At 68.2% G+C, this 17472-nt stretch carries 18 protein-coding genes and 1 riboswitch; of the genes, 3 read left to right on the top strand and 15 right to left on the bottom strand.

Annotation, left to right across the window (positions count from 1 at the left end):
* Positions 1 to 33: 33 nt before the first annotated feature.
* The 9 genes from HYZ11_02980 to HYZ11_03020 form a co-directional block, all read right to left on the bottom strand.
* The gene (locus tag HYZ11_02980; GenBank protein MBI3126549.1) at positions 34 to 1239 is read right to left on the bottom strand and encodes a molybdopterin molybdotransferase MoeA; all 1206 of its coding nucleotides are present in this window, start codon (positions 1237 to 1239) and stop codon (positions 34 to 36) included.
* 156 nt (positions 1240 to 1395) lie between these two features.
* Positions 1396 to 1499: riboswitch (molybdenum cofactor riboswitch) on the bottom strand.
* 15 nt (positions 1500 to 1514) lie between these two features.
* Complete coding sequence (locus HYZ11_02985) at positions 1515 to 1730, bottom strand: twin-arginine translocase TatA/TatE family subunit (protein MBI3126550.1); 216 nt, start codon at positions 1728 to 1730, stop codon at positions 1515 to 1517.
* Positions 1731 to 1752: 22 nt separating this feature from the next.
* Positions 1753 to 2937: an alanine--glyoxylate aminotransferase family protein gene (locus HYZ11_02990; protein MBI3126551.1), complete on the bottom strand. Its 1185-nt coding sequence runs from the start codon at positions 2935 to 2937 to the stop codon at positions 1753 to 1755.
* 177 nt (positions 2938 to 3114) lie between these two features.
* Positions 3115 to 4551 carry an NAD-dependent succinate-semialdehyde dehydrogenase gene (locus tag HYZ11_02995; protein ID MBI3126552.1) on the bottom strand — a complete coding sequence of 479 codons (1437 nt, stop codon included), beginning with the start codon at positions 4549 to 4551 and terminating at the stop codon, positions 3115 to 3117.
* Positions 4552 to 4704: 153 nt separating this feature from the next.
* Positions 4705 to 4878: a hypothetical protein gene (locus HYZ11_03000; protein ID MBI3126553.1), complete on the bottom strand. Its 174-nt coding sequence runs from the start codon at positions 4876 to 4878 to the stop codon at positions 4705 to 4707.
* A gap of 97 nt (positions 4879 to 4975) precedes the next feature.
* A complete protein-coding gene (locus HYZ11_03005) occupies positions 4976 to 6304 on the bottom strand; it encodes an amidase (GenBank protein ID MBI3126554.1) in 1329 nt (442 codons plus the stop codon).
* Positions 6305 to 6349: 45 nt separating this feature from the next.
* Positions 6350 to 7708, bottom strand: a complete 1359-nt coding sequence (locus HYZ11_03010; protein ID MBI3126555.1) for a TRAP transporter large permease subunit — start codon at positions 7706 to 7708, stop codon at positions 6350 to 6352.
* Positions 7705 to 8337 (bottom strand): TRAP transporter small permease subunit, encoded by a 633-nt coding sequence (locus HYZ11_03015; GenBank protein ID MBI3126556.1) that lies wholly within the window; start codon positions 8335 to 8337, stop codon positions 7705 to 7707. The genes HYZ11_03010 and HYZ11_03015 overlap by 4 nt, the downstream gene beginning before the upstream one ends.
* 105 nt (positions 8338 to 8442) lie before the next feature.
* Positions 8443 to 9645: a TRAP transporter substrate-binding protein gene (locus HYZ11_03020; protein MBI3126557.1), complete on the bottom strand. Its 1203-nt coding sequence runs from the start codon at positions 9643 to 9645 to the stop codon at positions 8443 to 8445.
* Between the two features lie 338 nt (positions 9646 to 9983).
* On the opposite strand from HYZ11_03020, the gene HYZ11_03025 reads away from it, so the two are divergent.
* Both HYZ11_03025 and HYZ11_03030 read left to right on the top strand, forming a co-directional pair.
* Positions 9984 to 10223 (top strand): Lrp/AsnC ligand binding domain-containing protein, encoded by a 240-nt coding sequence (locus HYZ11_03025; protein MBI3126558.1) that lies wholly within the window; start codon positions 9984 to 9986, stop codon positions 10221 to 10223.
* Between the two features lie 130 nt (positions 10224 to 10353).
* Positions 10354 to 12030 (top strand): thiamine pyrophosphate-binding protein, encoded by a 1677-nt coding sequence (locus tag HYZ11_03030; GenBank protein MBI3126559.1) that lies wholly within the window; start codon positions 10354 to 10356, stop codon positions 12028 to 12030.
* Between the two features lie 64 nt (positions 12031 to 12094).
* On the opposite strand, the gene HYZ11_03035 is transcribed toward HYZ11_03030, so the two are convergent.
* From HYZ11_03035 to HYZ11_03060, 6 genes are all read right to left on the bottom strand, one after another.
* Positions 12095 to 12829 (bottom strand): hypothetical protein, encoded by a 735-nt coding sequence (locus HYZ11_03035; GenBank protein MBI3126560.1) that lies wholly within the window; start codon positions 12827 to 12829, stop codon positions 12095 to 12097.
* Between the two features lie 4 nt (positions 12830 to 12833).
* Positions 12834 to 13337, bottom strand: coding sequence for a MaoC family dehydratase (locus tag HYZ11_03040; protein ID MBI3126561.1), 504 nt, complete (start codon positions 13335 to 13337; stop codon positions 12834 to 12836).
* Between the two features lie 109 nt (positions 13338 to 13446).
* Positions 13447 to 14556: an acyl-CoA dehydrogenase family protein gene (locus tag HYZ11_03045; GenBank protein ID MBI3126562.1), complete on the bottom strand. Its 1110-nt coding sequence runs from the start codon at positions 14554 to 14556 to the stop codon at positions 13447 to 13449.
* 213 nt (positions 14557 to 14769) lie between these two features.
* On the bottom strand, positions 14770 to 15339 hold the full coding sequence (locus tag HYZ11_03050) for a YceI family protein (protein MBI3126563.1): 570 nt from the start codon (positions 15337 to 15339) through the stop codon (positions 14770 to 14772).
* A 47-nt stretch (positions 15340 to 15386) separates the two neighbouring features.
* Positions 15387 to 15734: a hypothetical protein gene (locus HYZ11_03055; GenBank protein ID MBI3126564.1), complete on the bottom strand. Its 348-nt coding sequence runs from the start codon at positions 15732 to 15734 to the stop codon at positions 15387 to 15389.
* Positions 15735 to 15801: 67 nt separating this feature from the next.
* Entirely contained in the window at positions 15802 to 16704 is a 903-nt protein-coding gene (locus HYZ11_03060; GenBank protein ID MBI3126565.1) for an NAD-binding protein, read from the bottom strand.
* A gap of 132 nt (positions 16705 to 16836) precedes the next feature.
* Between HYZ11_03060 and HYZ11_03065 the strand changes: the two genes are divergently transcribed.
* A complete protein-coding gene (locus HYZ11_03065) occupies positions 16837 to 17415 on the top strand; it encodes a hypothetical protein (GenBank protein MBI3126566.1) in 579 nt (192 codons plus the stop codon).
* Positions 17416 to 17472 lie beyond the last annotated feature (57 nt).

Raw genomic sequence — 17472 nt, forward strand, 5'->3', positions numbered from 1 at the left:
AGGGAGGTCTCGTTCATGGCCGCTCCGTCCGCATCAGTAGAGGGTCACCTGCACATCCGTCCCGGCCGGGAGCCCCTCGCGCTCCAGCGGGAGGGTGAGGAAGCCGTCCGCCCGGGTCAGGGTCGAGATCATGGCCGAGCTCCCCATGAGGGGATGGGCCACGAGGAGGCCGTCCTTCCGCTCCAGGGTGACGCGCACCAGATCCTCCCGCCCGGGGGCGGAGGGGAGGTTCCGCGCCAGCCGCGCCGTCACCCGGCCCGCCTCGGCGGCGAAGGAGTCGGCCTCCCCCATCAACTGCCGGAGGATGGGCCGGACGAAGGCATGGAAGATCATCAGCGCCGACACCGGATGGCCGGGAATCCCCACCACCGCCTTGTCCACGCTTCCGCGCCGGATGCGCCCGATGATGGTGGGCTTCCCCGGCTTGATCGAGATGCCGTGAACCAGCACCCCCGGCTCCCCCAGGGAGTCGATGGCCTCGACGGTGTGGTCGCGCGCCCCCATCGAGCTCCCGCCCGAGATGAGCACCACATCCGCCCGCTCGGCGGCCCCGCGGAGCCGCGCCTGGATGGCGGGGAGATCGTCCGGGAGGATGTCCTCCGTCTCGGGGATCCCCCCCGCCTCGACCACGGCGGCGGCGAGGGAGAAGCGGTTGATGTCCCGCACCTGCCCGGGCCGGGGCTCGGCGCGCGGGTCCACCAGCTCGTCCCCCGTCGGGAGAATGGCCACCCGGGGGCGGCGCCGCACCTTGAGCAATACGACCCCCACCCCGGCGAAGGCGCCGATGTCCTGGCTGCGCAGGCGGCGGCCCGCCGGGAGGATGACCTCCCCCTTCCGCAGGTCGTCGCCCGGGGCGAGCACGTTCTCCCCCGCCGAGACGGGACGCCGAACCTCGAGCGTCCCCTCGTCGGGCCGGGAGGTGTGCTCGTCCATGATCACGGCGTCCGCGCCCTCCGGGATCATCCCCCCGGTACTCACCCGCGCCGCCCGGCCCCGGCCCACCTTGAACCCGGGCGCCTCCCCCATCCGGACCTCGCCCGCGATCTCCAGGTAGGCGGGGACGGACTCCCCCGCCCCGAAGGAGTCGGCCGCCTGGATGGCGTAGCCGTCCATGGTGGCGCGGGGGAAGTCCGGCAGGTCGGCCGGGCTCCGCACCTCCCCCGCCAGGATGCGCCCCACGGCCTCGAAGGCGGGCACCTCCTCCGCCGGCAGGGGGGCGAACCCCTGGACGGCCCGCATCGCCTCGGCCGGGGACACGACCTTGAAGAACTCCACTCGGCTGCCTCCATCCGTCCGGCGGGCCAACAGAAAAGCCAGCCGCCGCTCGCGCGGGGCTGGCTCGACCTTCGCGGGCGCCCGCTCCCCCCTCGGGGAGGCGGCGCCCGTTGCCCGCCCAGCGCTCCTTTCCATGACCGGGAGGCCCCGCCGTTTCCAGCGGAACCCTGTCGGCGGAACGCCCGGTACCCTCCGGGAGGGCTTAGGGCGGGCCGCTCGGAGCGCGGTCCCGGGATTCCTTAGCTGTGGCCCGCGCCCGGGGAGCCCCCGCCCTCCTGCTTGCCGGAGACCTGGGTCTTCTCGGGCTTCTCGGGCTCGTCGCTCATGCCCTGCTTGAAGCTCTTGATGCCCTTGGCGAGCCCTGAGCCGATCTCCGGAAGGCGCTTGGCCCCGAAGACCAGGACGGCGATCGCCAGGATGATCAGAAGCTCGGGAAAACCGATTGCCGGGAACATAGCTGCTCGCTCCTCGATCTTCTCAGGCCGCGGCCTCCGCGTACACCTGGGTGGCGGCGGCCACGGCGCGGCCCACGGAGTCAGTATACCCCATCTGGCGGCAGATTACCTCCAGGGCCGAGAGGAGGTAGACCACGTTGGCCTGGGTGGCTCCGTGGCCCATCATGCCGATACGCCAGATCTTCCCCGCCACGGCGCCCAAACCGCCCCCGATCTCGATGTCGAACTCGTTCAGGAGGCGCTTGCGGATGGCCCCGTCGTCCATGCCCGGCCTGAGGCTCACGGTGTTGAGGGTGGGGGTGCGGAAGCCCTCCTGGGCGAACATGGAGAGCCCCAGGGCCTCGGCCCCCGCCTGGAGGGCCCGGCTGGCCCGGGCGTGGCGGGCGAAGCGCTTCTCCAGGCCCTCGTCGAAGACGATCCGCAGGGCCTCCCGGATGGCGTAGTTCATGGTGATGGGGCCGGTGTGGTGGTAGACCCGCTCCTGGCCCCAGTACTTCTCCACCATGGTCACGTCGAAATACCAGCTCTTGACCTTGCTCTTGCGCTCGCGGGCCTTGCCCAGGGCGCGTTCGCTGAAGGTGATGGGCGCCAGGCCCGGCGGACAGGAGAGGCACTTCTGGGTGCCGCTGTAGGCGAGTTCGATCCCCCACTTGTCCAGCTCGACGGGCACCCCCCCCAGGGAAGTGACGCAGTCCAGCAGGAGGAGCGCCCCGTGCTTGCGGCACATAGCGCCGATCTCCTCCATGGGCTGGAGGACCCCGGTGCTCGTCTCGGCGTGGACGATGCCCACCAGCACCGCGTCGGGGTGGGCGCCCAGGGCTTTCTTCACGTCCTGCGGGTCGATGGGCCTGCCCCAGGGCGCCTCGACGCGGATGACCCGGGCGCCGTAGCGGCCGGCCACGTCGGCCATGCGCTCGCCGAACACCCCGTTGACACAGATGATCGCCTTCTCGCCCTCCTCGACCATGTTGCAGACCGAGGCCTCCATGGCGGCGCTGCCCGTGCCCGAGACCGGGAAGGTGACCCGGTTCTTGGTGTTGAAGAGCCCGCGCAGCATCTGCTGGCAGTCGTCCATCACGGCCAGGAAGTCGGGGTCCAGGTGGCCCACGACGTGGGTGCTCATCGCCTTGAGGACCCGGGGGTGCACGGGGCTGGGGCCGGGGCCCAGGAGCAGGCGCAGATGGGGGTTCAACTCGCCGATCGTCATTGAGTCCTCGCATGGCTGGGGAAAAAAGCCCCGGCGCCCTCGGGAGCCGGGCAGGCGGGAAAACGGGCGGCATCCTAGCACACGGAAGGAGGCGCGGAAATGCCCGGAGGCCCACTCCGCCGGGCGGACGGAGGGGCCTCCGGGGAGGATCCGGGGACTGTTCCAGGAAGGCGGAGCTTAGGACCCCAGGTTGACCACCACCGATTTGACCTCCAGGTACATCTCGAGGCCCTCGCGGCCGCCCTCGCGGCCGAGGCCGCTCTGCTTGAAGCCGCCGAAGGGGATCTCGTGGGTGTAGCCAGCGGCGTCGTTCACCCCGATGAGCCCGTAGTCGAGCTGCTCGGTCACGCGGACCACCCGCGACATGTCCTTGGTGTAGAGGTAGCAGGCGAGGCCGAAGATGGTGTCGTTGGCCCGGCGGATGAGCTCCTCCTCGGTCTTGAAGGTGAGGATGGGGGCCACGGGGCCGAAGATCTCCTCCTGGCAGACCGGCCAGTCGTCCTTCACGTCCACCATGACGGTGGGGGCGTAGAAGTAGCCCTTCGCGTAGGCGCCCTCGCGCATGTAGTCGCCGCCCGCCAGCACCTTCGCGCCCCGCTTCTTCGCGTCCTCCACCAGGGCGTGGATCCCCTTGCGGGTCTCCTCGTTGATGAGGGGGCCCACCTGCATCCCCGGCTCGAAGCCCGGCCCCACCTTGAGGGCCTTCACCTTCGCGACGAAGGCCTCGGTGAACTTCTGGGCGATGCTCTCCTGGACGTAGATGCGGTTCGCGCAGATGCACGACTGGCCGCCGACCCGGAGGTATTTGATGGCCACCGCGCCGTCCACGGCGGCGTCGAAGTCGGCGTCATCGAAGACGATGAAGGGCGCGTTCCCGCCCAGCTCGAAGGTGATGCGCTTGATCTGCCTCGCCGCCTGCTCCATGAGGGCCTTGCCCACCTCGGTGGAGCCGGTGAAGCCGATCTTCTTCACCTTGGGATTCTCCATCATCTCGGCCGCCATGGGCCGCGACTTGGAGCCGGTCACCACGTTCAGCACCCCGGGCGGGATGCCCGCCTCGTGGCAGGCACGGGCGATGGCCAGGGCGGTGAGCGGGGTGGCCGAGGCGGGCCGCAGCACCACCGTGCAGCCCGCCGCCATGGCGGGGGCGATCTTACGGGTGATCATGTTCGCCGGGAAGTTCCAGGGGGTGATGGCCCCCACCACCCCGACCGGGCTGGCCTGCACCCACAGGCGCTTGTTCTTGAAGGGGGAGGGGACCGTCTCCCCGTAGGCGCGGCGCGCCTCCTCGGCGTACCAGTTGAAGTAGCCTATGGAGAAGCCGACTTCCCCCTTCGACTCGGCGAAGGGCTTGCCGTTCTCGAGCGTCATGAGGCGGGCGATCTCCTCGAGGCGCTCGCTCATCTGGGCCTCGGCCTTCCGGAGGAGCGCCCCCCGCTCCTTGCCCGGGGTGGAGGCCCAGCCGGGGAAGGCCGCGTGGGCCGCGTCGATGGCCCTCCGCACCTCGGGGACGCCCCCGTCGGCCACCGTGGCCACCAGGTTGCCGTTGGCCGGGTCGCGGACCTCGAACCGCCCCCTCCCCTCCGCCTCGACCCATTGGCCGTTGATGTACATGGAGTAATGCTCGGCGCACATGGCGGCCTCCTTGGGCCCGCCGCGCGCCCCTCCGAAAGGGCGCCGATGGGCCGGCTTGAGGTTCCCGCCCGCGGGCCGGGACGGAACATCCGCGGGATGGCCGCGGCCTTGCCGCGCGCGAGCGGATGGGAACTACCGGTGGTTGCCGTTCTCCTTCATCACCGCCTGGACGAAATCGAATCCCAGCAGGGCGAGGACGAAAACCACGATGATCGCCAGGGGGACGGACTTCAGGCTGACCGCATAGATACCCAAGAACAGGGCGACCAGGACGATGCCAATCAGGCTGTTGACGATGTTTCCCACAGTATCCGGAGCCTCCATGGTGCCCCGCGGCTCTCGCGCTCCGCCCGGGGGCGGCACCTGCCCCGGCGGCTCTCCATCCGCCTTCCCCGTCCCGCCCTCATCCCCCCTCGACCGAGCGCGCCAGCCAGCCGGCCGTCCGGAGGAGTTGGGCGTCCCCGCCCTTGGAGGCCACGAGCTGCGCCCCGATGGGCAGCCCGCCGGACCCCTCGAGGATGGGAAGGCTCACCGCCGGCAGCCCGCAAAGGGTCCAGAGCGTGCAAAACACCGGGCTCCCCGTGGACTCCAGGCCCCGGGGCGCCTCGCCGGTGGCCGCGGGCGTGAGAATGGCATCATACCACTTCAATATCTCGTCCAGGATGCGGACCAGGAGGAGCCGCCCCTCAAGGGCGCGGTTGTAGTCCACGGCCGGCACCTTCTGCCCGCGCTCGATCATCTCCCGGAGGATGGGGCTCAGCTTTTCCTTGCCGTGGGCGTATTCCCGCTCGAAGTTCCGGGCGAGGTCCGGCTCCAGGATCATCCGGTGCCATTCCACCGCGTTGCCGAAGACCTCGGGGAGCTGCACCTCCTCCGCGTCCTCCCCCAAGTGCTCCATCAATTCGGCGAAGGCGGCGCGGGTGTCCTCGTCGGCCTTCTCCCACACCGGGGTCTTGATAAAGGCCAGGCGGGGCGGCAGGGGGGGCTCCGAGGCCACCGCCTGGACCAGGGAGGGCCGTGCCCGGGGCAGCGTGTCGGGGTCGTGCTCGTCGTACGCCATCATCGGCTCCGCGGCGAGCGCCACGTCCTCGAGGGTGCGCCCGAACACGCCGACGTGGTCCAGCGGCCGCGACTGCTGGAGCATGTGGTGGCGGGAGATCAGCCCGTGGGAGGGCTTGTAGCCGTAAATCCCGCAGTAAGAAGCAGGGCGGAGGGTCGAGCCGTTAGTCTGGGTCCCGATGGCCACGGGCACCATGCCCGCCGCGACGGCCGCGGCCGAGCCGCTCGAGGAGCCCCCCGGGGTCCGCTCGGGGTCGCGCGGATTCCGCGTCTTTCCCGGGGAGTAGACGGCCAGCTCGGTCGTGACGGTCTTGCCCATGATGACGGCCCCGGCCTGGCGGAGCAGGGCCACCGCCGTGGCGTCGGCCAGGGGCTGCCGGCCGGCGTGGAGGACGGTACCGTCCTCGGTGGGCATGTCGTGGGTGTCGAAGATGTCCTTGACGCCGACCGGCACCCCGTGGAGCGGACCGAGGGCCCGGCCTTCCTTCCGGGCCAAGTCCGCCGCGCGCGCCTGGGCGAGGGCCAAGCCGCGGTCCAGGAAGGCCCAGGCGCCCACCCGCTCCTCCAGCGCCGCGGTATGGTCCAGGCAGGCCTGCACCAGCTCCTCGGAGGCGATCTGGCCGGAGCGGATGGCCTCCGCCGCCTGGCCGGCCGTCATCTGGATAAGTTCCATGCTCTTCCTAGGTGGGAATGGCCCCCAAGAAGCGCGGGGCAAGCGCTATTTTGCAACTCCGTAGACTTGATCGGGCAGCCACATGGCGATTCCCGGGAAGATGTAGAGCAGCACCATGGAAATAATCACCATGACCATGAACGGCATGGCCCCCCGGAAGATATCCGCCAACGAAACATGCGGAGGGGCGATTCCCTTGAGGTAGAAGCACGCCATGGCCATCGGAGGACTCAGAAATGCGGTCTGGAGATTGAGGGCCACCAGGATGCCGAAAAAAAGGGGATCGATCTTGAAGTGATCCACCAGCGGCAAAAAGATGGGCACGAAGATGATGATGATTTCCGTCCACTCAAGCGGCCAGCCCAGCAGGAAGATGATGACCTGCGCCACAAGGAGGAACTGGAAGGGCGACAAATTCAACCCCTCGACGAACTGCTTGATGAAGGCTTCCCCCCCCAAATACGCGAACACGGAGGCGAAGGTCGCCGAGCCGACGAAGAGCCAGCACACCATGGCCGAGGTACGCACGGTGAGGAAGACCGACTCTTTCAGGCGCTCCCAGGTGAGCTCCCGGTAGCCCGCGGCGAGCAGCAAGGCGCCGCCCGACCCCACCGCCGCGGCCTCCGAGGGCGTTCCAAAACCAAAAAGGACGGCCCCCAGAACCCCGATGATGAGAACCGAAAGCGGGACGAACGACGTGATGAGCAACCAGGCAACCTGAAGAAAAGGGATATCCGACTCTTCCTTGGGGGGCTTCGGGGCGAGGGAAGGGTTCAGGATGGCCCTGCCCACCACGTAGAGAATATAGAGGCTGGTCAGCAAAAGCCCCGGGAACATGGCGCCCGCGTAAAGCCTGACCACGGAGATGCCGCTCGTGGCGCCATAGACGATGAGCAGGATGCTCGGGGGGATCAGGATGCCCAGGCAGCCGCCCGCGCAGATGACGCCGGCGGACAGCTTGTGGTCGTAGCCCGCCCGCAGCATGGCGGGGTACGCGAGCAGCCCCATCAACGTCACCACGGCGCCGACGATGCCGGTGGCCGTGGCGAACAGGGCGCACGTCGCAAGCGAGGCCACCGCCAAGGAGCCGGGCACCCTGTTCGCCGCGATGCTCATGCTGTAGAAGAGCCGGTCAATGATGTTGGCGCGCTCGACGATGTAGCCCATGAAGAGAAACAGCGGGATCGCCACCAGGACATCGTTCGTCATCACGGAGTAGGTTTGGTTCACGAGGAGATCGAAGATCCGGTTCGCGAAGATGTTCTGCATCTGGTCGGGCAAGGCGTAGGCGTAGTAGCCGAAAGCCACCCCCAGGGCCATCAGGGTGAAGCAGATGGGGAAGCCCAGCATGATGAGGAAGATGAAGATTCCCAGTTGAACGAGGGCGACTTCGGGATTGCTCATCCGCCGGCCCCCTTCGCTTTTTCGGCCTCCCGCCGCTTCCTGGCTTCGATCGCGGCCCTGAGCGCGACGTCCGTCTCCTCCACGTCGTGCAGCCGGGGCGGCCACTCTCCCGTCCTCAGGCAAATGGCGCAGCGGATGATCTGGGCGATCCCCTGGAGCAGAAGGAAAAAAGCCGCGACCGGGATCACCGTCTTGAGGGGAGAAACCGGCACCCCCACCGGGCTATTGATGCTGATCTCGCCGACCGGGCCGGCCGGGCCATAAGGCCTGTAACTCCAGGACTCCCGGGCAAAGTCGTACCCGGAATACACCAAGGCCAGAACGCCGGGGAAGAAAAATATGATGTACAGCACGAACTCGACTCCCGCCTGGACGCGCGGGGGCCAAAGACGGAAGAGAAAATCCGCGCGCACATGACTATCCCGCGAGAGGGCGTATGCCCCTCCCATCATGAACAGCGTGCCGTACATGATGTAGCTGACGTCGAAGGCCCAAGCTGTGGGATTGCGAAATATCTTGCGGAGGATGACTTCGTAGCAAACGGCGAGCGTCAGCAACAGGATGCACCAGGCGAAGGCGTGACCGACCTTCAGGCTGAGGCTGTCGATGTACAGGAGAACCCTCTGCATGCGGACGCTCTCTCAAGGGGGGGCGGGTCCTCACGCGGGCGGGGCGGCGCATGGGCGCCGCCCCGCTGCGCGCTGGCAAGGTTCTTTCCGGTTCCGGGCCGCGGCCTAGACGAAGCCGAGCTTCCCGAAGTGGTGCTCGTACGCCAGCTTGTAGTCGGCCGAGTTGAACAGCTCGTAGTAGGCCACTCGCTTCGAGAAGGCCTTCTGCGACGCCGTCACCTTTTTGAAGAACTCGTCCTTCTCCAGCTCCGGCATGATCTTGTCCCAGGCCTTGAGCTGGTCCTGCATGACCGCGGTCGGCGTGCGGATGATCTTGACCCCCGCCTTATCCCGCAGCCACTCGAGGTCGGCCGAGTAGCGGTCGAGCCCCTTCCAGTAGTTGTTCGAGGAGGCCGCCTCGGCCGCGTACTTGAGGATGGCCTGGTGCTCCTTGGGGAGGGAGTTGTACTTGGCCTTGTTGAAGATGATCTCGAAGAACTCCGCCGCCTGGTGGTAGCTGCCCATCATGTAGACCTTGCTCACGTCCTGGGCGCCGAAGGAGCGGTCGGAGGTGGGGTTGTTGAACTCGAACGCCTCGATGACGCCGCGCTCGAGCGCGGGGACGATCTCGCCGCCGGGGAGCTGGGTCACCTTGACGCCCATCGCCTGGAACAGGTCGGCCGCGAGTCCCACCGTCCGGTACTTGAGGCCCTCCATCTGCTTGGCGTCCGTGATGGGGGTCTTGAACCATCCGAGCGGCTGGGTCGGCATCGGCATGCAGAAGAACCCGACGGTGTTGAGGCCCAGCTTCTCGATGAGCTCTTCGTAGAGCTTCTGGCCGCCGCCGTAGGCGATCCAGGCGAGGATGTGGTGGGCGTTCTGCCCGAAGACGGGCCCCGTCCCGAACAGCGAGGCCGCCTTGCTCTTGCCGTACCAGTAGACCGTCACCTGGTGGCCCGCGTCGAGCACCCCCCGGTGCACGGCGTCCTGGACGCGGAAGGCCTTCACCACGGCCCCCTCGACCAGATAGTCGATCTTGAGCCGCCCTCCGGCCATCTCGTTGACGCGCTTCACGTAGTCTTCGGCGAATTCGTTGAAGATGTCCTTCGCGCCCCAGGCTCCCTGCATCTTCAGCGTGACCGTCTGTGCCCGGGAAACCATCGGCGCTTCCACCGCCTTGGGAGCGGAGGCGGGAGGAGTGGCCGGCGCGGATTTCCTGCCGGCCGCGTAGCCGACGACCCCCCCGGCGATGAGGCCTCCTACGCCCGCGATGACCGATCGGCGGGAAATCCCGGCATTGCCTTTCGCTTTCTGCCCCTCGGGTGCCATCTCGAAACCCTCCTTAGAAACAGAAACGCCCCCTCACCGCGCCATCGAAACACGCAGCAAAAAGATGCGGGCCCCCATGCCCCTGCCTTCCCCTCTCCCTGCAGGGAGGGGGGAGAGAAAAGAGTTCGCCTAAGAGGCCGCTGCAATTCACATAAAAGAGATGATCGCTTATACTTTAAGCACATCAAGGGTGTCAAGAAATAAACCCTTGAGGGCCGGGTTCTGTTCCCGGCCCTGGGCCATTCCCTCCCGAGCCGTCTTCGGCCGGTGAGGCTCCGGGCGGCGTTCTGGTGGAATTCATCCGCTTCGGTCCTTTTCCCGGAACAGGAGGGACGCCCGTGCGCGCCGCATTCGCCCTGATAGAAGTGGAGCCCGGCCGGGCCGAGGCCGTGGCGGATTCTCTCATCGAGATCGAGCCCGTCCACGAGGTCTATTCCATCAGCGGGGAGTACGACATCCTGGCCAAGCTGGTGGTGGAGTCCATGGACGACGTGCCGGGCATCATCACCGGGCGCATCCAGCGGATCCCGGGCCTGCGGCGGAGCCACACCCTCCTCGCCTTCAGCGCCTTCAAGTAGCCTCCTGCGCCTCTCCGGCGGGCCGCCGGTCCGGGGGGCCTGCGCGCCTGGAGGCGGGCGGCGTCCTGTGAGAGAATCCCGCCGGGTCCACCCCAGCCATCATCCCGACTTATCGACCGGAGGAAATAGAATGCCGAAGATGACCGGCGCCCAATACCTCGCCGAGGCGCTCAAGGGCTACGGCGTCACCCATCTGTTCCACGTCCCGGCCATCCTGCGCCGCACCATGGTGGAGATGGAGGAGCGCACCCAGATCAACCGCGTGGTCACCCACGGGGAGAAGGCCGCCGCCTACATGGCCGACGGCTACGCCCGCGCCTCGGGCCGTCCCGGGGTGTGCGGCGCCCAGGTCATCGGGGCCCTCAACCTGGCCGCCGGCCTGCGGGACGCTTGGCTCGCCCGCTCCCCCGTCATCGCCTTCACCGGGGGCCGCTCCGCCGCCACCAAGTTCCGGGGCGTGTACCAGGAGGTGGACGACGTGCCCTCCTTCGAGCCCGTGACCAAGTTCAACGCCACGGTGGACAACGTGGCCCGCATCCCGGACATGCTCTGCCAGGCCTTCCGCGCCGCTACCACGGGCTCGCCCGGGCCGGTGCACCTCCAGTTCGCCGGGAACGAGGGCCAGCTCGACGCCGAGGAGGCGGACATGGAGGTGCGCGTCGAGCCCGAGTTCTCCCGCGTGTCGCCCTTCCGGCCCGAGCCCGACCCGGCCAAGGTGCGCGAGGCGGCGAGGCTCCTCGGCGCGGCCCGGAAGCCCGTCATCGTCGCGGGCGGCGGGGTGCGCGCCTCGGGCGCCTCGAAGGAGCTCCTCGAGCTCGCCGAGAAGCTCCAGATCCCCGTCGCCACCTCCCTGAACGGGAAGGACTCCATCCCGGCCAGGCACCCCCTCTCGGTGGGGGTGGTGGGCACCTACTCCCGCAAGAGCGCCAACCGGGTGGTGAAGGAGGCGGACCTCGTCTTTTTCGTGGGCTCTTCGGCGGGAGGCATGGCCACCCACTTCTGGGCCGTCCCCCCCATCGGCACCCCGGCCATCCAGCTCGACATCGACCCCATGACCCTGGGGCGCAACTACCCCCTGAAGGCCGCCGTCAACGGGGACGCCAAGGTCTCCCTCAAGAAGCTGGCCGAGGCCGCCGACCCCTCGACCGCCGCCTCGCGCAAGCCCTGGGTCGAGCGCGCCCAGGCCATCGTCAAGGAGTTCTATGAGGAGTACGCCCCGCTCCTCAACTCCGAGCAGGTGCCCATGCGGCCCGAGCGCATCTGCAGGGAGCTCTCGGAGCACCTTCCCTCGGACGCCATCGCGGCGGTGGACACCGGCCACTCCGGCATGTGGATGGGGGGCATGTGGGACCTGAAGCAGGGCCAGGGCTACATGCGCAGCGCCGGCCACCTGGGCTGGGCCTTCCCGGCGGCCTTGGGCGCCAAGTGCGGCGCGCCGGAGCGGCCCGTCCTCTGCTTCACCGGGGACGCCGGCTTCTACTACCACATCGGCGAGGTCGAGACGGCCGCCCGCTGGAACATCAACGCCGTCATCCTGGTGAACGACAACCGCTCCGGCAACCAGTCCAAGCGCGGCTTCGACCGCGCCTACGGCGGCCAGCAGACCAAGAAGGGCTTCGAGCTCTGGGGCTTCAACGAGGTGAACCTGGCCAAGGTGGCCGAGAGCCTGGGGGCGACCGGCATCCGGGTCGAGAAGCCGGGCGACCTCAAGGGCGCCCTCGACAAGGCCTTCTCCATCAAGAAGGGCCCCGTCGTCCTCGACGTCATCAGCGACATCGACGCCGCCGCGCCGCTGGCGTTCAGCTAATCCTCAAAGGCAAGAAAACGGAGGGGGGAGCTAATGCTCCCCCCTTTCCGTTGACGAGTTGTTGTTAGACTTCTTGCGAGCATAGACCCACCATAACGCATTCGGAACATTTTGGATGTTGCGGTCGACACCATTTTCTCCCTATTTCCCACAATGGCGCATCCAGTTTGCCAGGATAAGTAGGGTAGAGTCTTCTTGCCGCCTGAATGGCCTCGTGGTCTGTGTCGCCATGTGTAAATCCGAGTCTTCGCAATACCCGTCTGGTATGAACATCGGGTTTAATGTCAAGAAAAGCTAATTCGCTCGCGTCGAATACAATTTCATTAAGCCTCTCAAGAAGCAATATGATCATTGTGGCAATCCCTGGACCGACTTCTTTAATTTCCTGCAATCGACGATGCGTATCCCACGCCTTTCTCCCAATCCAGATATTTCGAGTATCGCCCTGATAATTGTTACAGACTAAGAGGGCCGCTGAAATAAAAGCACGCGCGGCTTTGCGAGGGTATCTGGGCTTGCCTTTAATCTGTTGAATAACTGCCAACAACTCATCTTCCGACATCTTGGCCATTTTGCATGGATCCAAATGGCCCAACAAACCTCTAATCTTTGCAGGAATCTGCCAGATACTTTCTGCGGGACGACCGCGGTCTATAGAGGAGGCGAGCAAGAATCCAAACGGATCATCTCTAAGCAGATTCCCCACAAATTTATCAGAAGCAAAAACAAGCTCATTGGCCCCAACAGTCTCACCAAACGTAAGCAGTTTGCTTACTACATCGGCTTCATTTACCTCCATTATCCTACTCCCCGTCCAGCGGGATGTTCTCGTAGTCGGGGATGGCGCCCGAGCCCTTTTTCGCGGCGAGGGACTTGCGGCGGAACTCCATCACGAGCTCGCCCCGCTGGTTGTGGGCGCGGGTCTCGATGGTGACGACGCCCCGGTCGGGCTTGCTCCGGGACTCGCGCTTTTCCACCACCACGCTCTCGGCGTAGAGGGTGTCGCCGGCGAAGACGGGGGCGGGCATCCGGATGTGCTCCCACTCCAGGTTGGCGATGGAGCGGTAGGACATGTCCGTCACCGTCATGCCGGTCACGATGGCGAGGGTGAGGGCCGAGTTGACGATGGGCCGGCCGAAGGGTGTCTTCGAGGCGTAGTGGCGGTCGAAGTGGATGGGGTGGGTGTTGTTCGTGAGGAGGGTGAACCAGGTATTGTCGGACTCCAATATGGTGCGGCCCGGGCGGTGCTTGACGACCTCGCCCACCACGAAGTCCTCGTACCAGCGGCCCATCTGGAACTCGGGCATGGGGGTTCCCTCCTGCGAAGATGAAGGAGACGCCGCGCCACAGGATTTTCATCTGTAGGGGCGTTCCATGGAACGCCCCTACGCAGAACGGCCTTACGGCGTGTTTCTCCTACGCCGGGTACTTCTCCAGGAGACGCCGCGCGATGATGAGGCGCTGGATCTCGTTCGAGCCCTCGCCCACGGTCAGGAGCTTGCAGTCGCGGAAGTAGCGCTCGACCGGGAGCTCCTGGATGAAGCCCATCCCACCGTGCACCTGGATGGCCTCGCTCGCGCAGAATTCCGCCGTCTCGGAGGCGAAGAACTTGGCCATCCCGGCCTCGAGGTCGCTGCGCTTGCCCGCCGCCTTGAGGCTCGCGGCCTGGTAGGTGAGGAGCTTCGAGGCCTCGATGCGGGTGGCCATCTCGGCCAGCTTGGCGGCGATGAGCTGGTGCTGGGCCAGGGGCTTCCCGAAGGTCTCGCGCTGCTGGGCGTAGCGGACGGAGTCCTCGAAAGCGGCCCGCGCGAGGCCCACGCTCCGCGCGGCGACGTTGATGCGCCCGCCCTCCAGGGCGCTCATGATCATGGGGAAGCCCTCGTTCTCCTTCCCGAGCAGGTTCTCCAGGGGCACGCGGGCGTCCTGGAAGATGAGCTCGCTCGTCCGGATCCCCCGGTAGCCCAGCTTCTTCAGGTGGCGGCCCACCTTGAAGCCGGGCGCCCCCTTGTGGACGAGGAGGCAGGAGATGCCCTTGGCCTTGGGGAGGCTCGGGTCGGTGCGCACGAAGGTGCTGAACATGGTGCCGTGCCCGGCGTTCGAGATGAACATCTTGGTGCCGTTCACCACCCAGCAGTCGGCCTCTTTTCGGGCCGAGGTCTTGAGGGCGGCGGCGTCCGAGCCCGAGCCGGGCTCGGTCAGGGCCATGCCCGAGTGCCACTCCCCCGTCGCCATCCTGGGCAGGTAGGTGCTCTTCTGCTCCTCGGTGCCGTAATTCAGGATCATCCAGGCGGTCATCATGTGGGTGCCGAGGATGCCGCCCAGGCTCATCCACCCGACCGAGAGCTCCTCCATCAGGATGGCGTAGCACACCTCGTCCATCCCGCCCCCGCCGTAGCGCTCGGGGATGGTGAAGCCGAAGAAGCCCAGCTCGCGCATCTTCCGGGCGAGGGGCTCGGGATACTCGTCCGCCAGCTCGTACTCCATCGCGACGGGCCGGACCTCGCGGTCCACGAAGTCCTTCACCATCTGGCGCACGCTGCGCTGGAGGTCGGTCTCCTCGAAGTTCACGTCCTCTCCTTCGCGCGAATGACTCGGAAATCCCGGGAAGGCCCGACCTTACACCACCGCTTTCCGGCCCGGCAAGGCGCGGCGGCCCTCGGGCCCGCCCGGGCGGGGGCCCCGCTATTTCAGAGGCGGGACGAGGGCCACGCTATCCGGCTGGGTGCGTCGCGAACCGCGCTATTTTGCGGGGCGCGGCGCCGGCTGCGCCACGAGCCGCACCCTCACCCGCACCGCGTCGCTCCCGGGCATGAGGAGGAGGGTCGCGGGACGCGCCATGTCGAACTCGGAGAGCCGGACCTCCCCCTCCCCCCGCAGGTAAAGCTCGGCCCCCGTGTCGGCGATCTGGAACCGGAGGGAGACCCGCCGCTCCACGCCGTGGAGCGAGAGGACCCCCTGGCCCTCGGCCTCCCAGTCCCGCTCCCGGCCCCGGCGCCCGGGCGGCCCCGAGGCGCGCGCGGCGGGGACCCGCAGCTCCGCCCTGGGGTGGCGCTCCGCCTCCAGCACCTGGTCCCGGAGCATCCGCTCCTGGATGGGGTCGCCCGCCCGGACCGAGGCCGTCTCCACCTCGATGCGGCCGGAGGCCCCTTCGAGGCCGTCGCCGACCGGGAGGAGGATCTCCCCCCGGACGATCCCGAAATAGGCGTCGCTGGGAAGGATGATCCCCCGGAAGGAGAAGGAGACGCGGCTGCGCTCCGGGATCACCTCGTAGCGGTAGACGACCGGGGCGGCGGCCGCGGACTGGCACATCAGGAGCAGGGCGAGGGCGGCCAGCCGGAGCAGGGAGGGCGGGCGGATCAGCGGCCCTCCCCCGCCTCGTCCAGGTAGGCCTGGAAATCCCCCAGGGTGCGGGAGATGAAGCCGGCCGCGCGGTCCAGGGCGATGAACTCCATGTCCGAGGCGTCCCCGGCGGCCTCGTCCCGGAGCCTCTTGAGCGCCTCGAGGTACTCCCGGGCGCGCTCGCCGGGCGGGGTGTTTTTCTTGGCGGCGGGGGGCTTTTCCTTCTCGACGAACTCGGCGAAGGGCCCCGCCTGGTAGGAGACGTAGCAGAAGGCGTGGTGGAGGGCCGCCTCCTCGACGCTCTCCTCCCCCTGGGCGTCCTTGCGGAGGTCGTTCAGCTTGGCCAGGACGGGTTCGGCTTTCACCCTTCTCTCCTCGGGCGGGCGCGGGGCCGCATGCCGATGCCAGTATAGGGAGCCGCCCCCCTCCTGCTCAAGAAGACTTGCGCGCCCGCGCCTCCACCCCCGCCATGCGCTCGATCTGCTTCACGACGGCGATGTGGTCGAGGTCCCCTTCCCCGTTCGCCACCAGGGCGTTGAACAGCTGCGAGACGAGGGCCGCCCCCGGCAGCGCCACCTGGCGCTCGCGGGCTTGATCGAGCGCGTAGCGCAGGTCCTTGACGTGCATCGTGACGCGCGCGCCGGGACGGAAGTCCCCCGAGAGGATCTTGGGCGCCTTGACCTCGAGGGCGCCGCAGCGGGCGAGCCCGGCGCCCAGCACCTCGACCAGCGCCGCCGGGTCGAGCCCCGCCTTGGCGCCCAGGACCAGCGCCTCCCCCACCCCGAGGAAGGTGACGGCCACCAGCACCTGGTTCGCCAGCTTGGCGATGCAGCCCGAGCCGTTGGCCTCCCCCACGAGCACCACCTTGCGCCCCAGGGCGTCGAGGAGGGGCTTGCAGCGCTCGAAGGCCTTGCGCGGCCCCCCCACCATGATGGAGAGGGTGCCCGCGGCCGCGCCCTCGGGGGCGCCCGAGACCGGGGCGTCGAGCATCTCCACCCCCCGCTCCGCCAGCGCCTTGGCCACCTTCGCCGCGCTGGCGGGCTGGTTGCTCGTGCAGTCGACGAGGACGCTGCCGGGGCGCATGGCCCCCGCCAGCCCGTTCGGCCCCAGGACCACCTCCTCCACGTGGGGGGCGTCGGGCAGGCAGGTGAAGACCACCTCGGCCTGCTTCGCCACCTCGGCGGGGTTCCCGCAGGGGACGGCGCCCTCGCCCGCGAGCTCGTCCACGGCCGGGCGGCTGCGGTTCGCGACCGCCACCTTGTGGCCCGCCCCCAGCAGCCGCCGCGTCATCGGCTTGCCCATCAGGCCCAGTCCAATGAATCCCACGGAAGCCATGGCCTCACCTCCTGTCTGTGGAGAGCGGTCTTTGGAGAGGGAACCCGCCCAGGTTCGCACAAATCGCCCGGTCCGCGAAAGGAGCGTCCGGGCGGGTTGACGGGCGTCCCATGCGAGGAGTCAGATGCCTCCATGATGGCCCGATCGCTCGCTCGGCTCCTCGCGCCCCTGGCCGCGCTGGCTCTCCTGGCCGGCTGCGCCGCGACCCAGGAGGCGAGGAGCCAGCCCGTGGAGATCCGCGTGCCCGCGCCCCGGGGCCGGACGGCCCCGGTGCGCGCCCGCTACGTCCTCCTGGCGGCGGACGCCCTCCCGGAGCCCGACCTCGCCCGCACCAAGGACTACGTGCTGCGGGCCAAGGCCTCCCTCGCCTCCACCCTGCTGGAGGCCGCCGCGCCCCGGATGCGGGCCTTCGGCCTCGATCCGCTCGAGGCCCGGGAGGCGGGGATGGCGTCGGGGCGCCTCATCGTGGTCCTGACCCGGCTCGAGGCGGCGCTCGAGAAGAACCGCTGGGAGGCGGCCGCCGTCCTCACGGTCGAGGCGGCCGGCAGCGACGGCAAGCTCCGGGGCCGCTGGACGTCCTCCGGGCGGGGCGCCCACGACGACTCGCGCATCCTGGGCGGGGGCGCGGGCCTCGCGATGGGCCAGGCCATCGGGGAGGCGCTGGACCGCGTCCCCTGGGAGCAGATCGGGGGCGCCCGGCCCTCCCCCTGACGCTATACAGCGCCACCCCGCTCGTTTATCCTGGGCCCGCTTCTCCCCCGCTTTTAC

Source organism: Candidatus Tectomicrobia bacterium (genome assembly GCA_016192135.1).
GTDB lineage: Bacteria > UBA8248 > UBA8248 > UBA8248 > UBA8248 > 2-12-FULL-69-37.

Bases quoted from the DNA above. Each gene is read 5' to 3' on its own strand.
- HYZ11_02980 (MBI3126549.1), bottom strand. From the start codon at position 1,239: ATGCGGGCCGTCCAGGGGTTCGCCCCCCTGCCGGCGGAGGAGGTGCCC.
- HYZ11_03060 (MBI3126565.1), bottom strand. From the start codon at position 16,704: ATGGCTTCCGTGGGATTCATTGGACTGGGCCTGATGGGCAAGCCGATG.
- HYZ11_03065 (MBI3126566.1), top strand. From the start codon at position 16,837: ATGATGGCCCGATCGCTCGCTCGGCTCCTCGCGCCCCTGGCCGCGCTG.
- HYZ11_02985 (MBI3126550.1), bottom strand. From the start codon at position 1,730: ATGTTCCCGGCAATCGGTTTTCCCGAGCTTCTGATCATCCTGGCGATC.
- HYZ11_03005 (MBI3126554.1), bottom strand. From the start codon at position 6,304: ATGGAACTTATCCAGATGACGGCCGGCCAGGCGGCGGAGGCCATCCGC.
- HYZ11_03015 (MBI3126556.1), bottom strand. From the start codon at position 8,337: ATGCAGAGGGTTCTCCTGTACATCGACAGCCTCAGCCTGAAGGTCGGT.
- HYZ11_03040 (MBI3126561.1), bottom strand. From the start codon at position 13,337: ATGCCCGAGTTCCAGATGGGCCGCTGGTACGAGGACTTCGTGGTGGGC.
- HYZ11_03020 (MBI3126557.1), bottom strand. From the start codon at position 9,645: ATGGCACCCGAGGGGCAGAAAGCGAAAGGCAATGCCGGGATTTCCCGC.
- HYZ11_02990 (MBI3126551.1), bottom strand. From the start codon at position 2,937: ATGACGATCGGCGAGTTGAACCCCCATCTGCGCCTGCTCCTGGGCCCC.
- HYZ11_03030 (MBI3126559.1), top strand. From the start codon at position 10,354: ATGCCGAAGATGACCGGCGCCCAATACCTCGCCGAGGCGCTCAAGGGC.
- HYZ11_03035 (MBI3126560.1), bottom strand. From the start codon at position 12,829: ATGGAGGTAAATGAAGCCGATGTAGTAAGCAAACTGCTTACGTTTGGT.
- HYZ11_03050 (MBI3126563.1), bottom strand. From the start codon at position 15,339: ATGTGCCAGTCCGCGGCCGCCGCCCCGGTCGTCTACCGCTACGAGGTG.
- HYZ11_03045 (MBI3126562.1), bottom strand. From the start codon at position 14,556: ATGGTGAAGGACTTCGTGGACCGCGAGGTCCGGCCCGTCGCGATGGAG.
- HYZ11_03010 (MBI3126555.1), bottom strand. From the start codon at position 7,708: ATGAGCAATCCCGAAGTCGCCCTCGTTCAACTGGGAATCTTCATCTTC.
- HYZ11_02995 (MBI3126552.1), bottom strand. From the start codon at position 4,551: ATGTACATCAACGGCCAATGGGTCGAGGCGGAGGGGAGGGGGCGGTTC.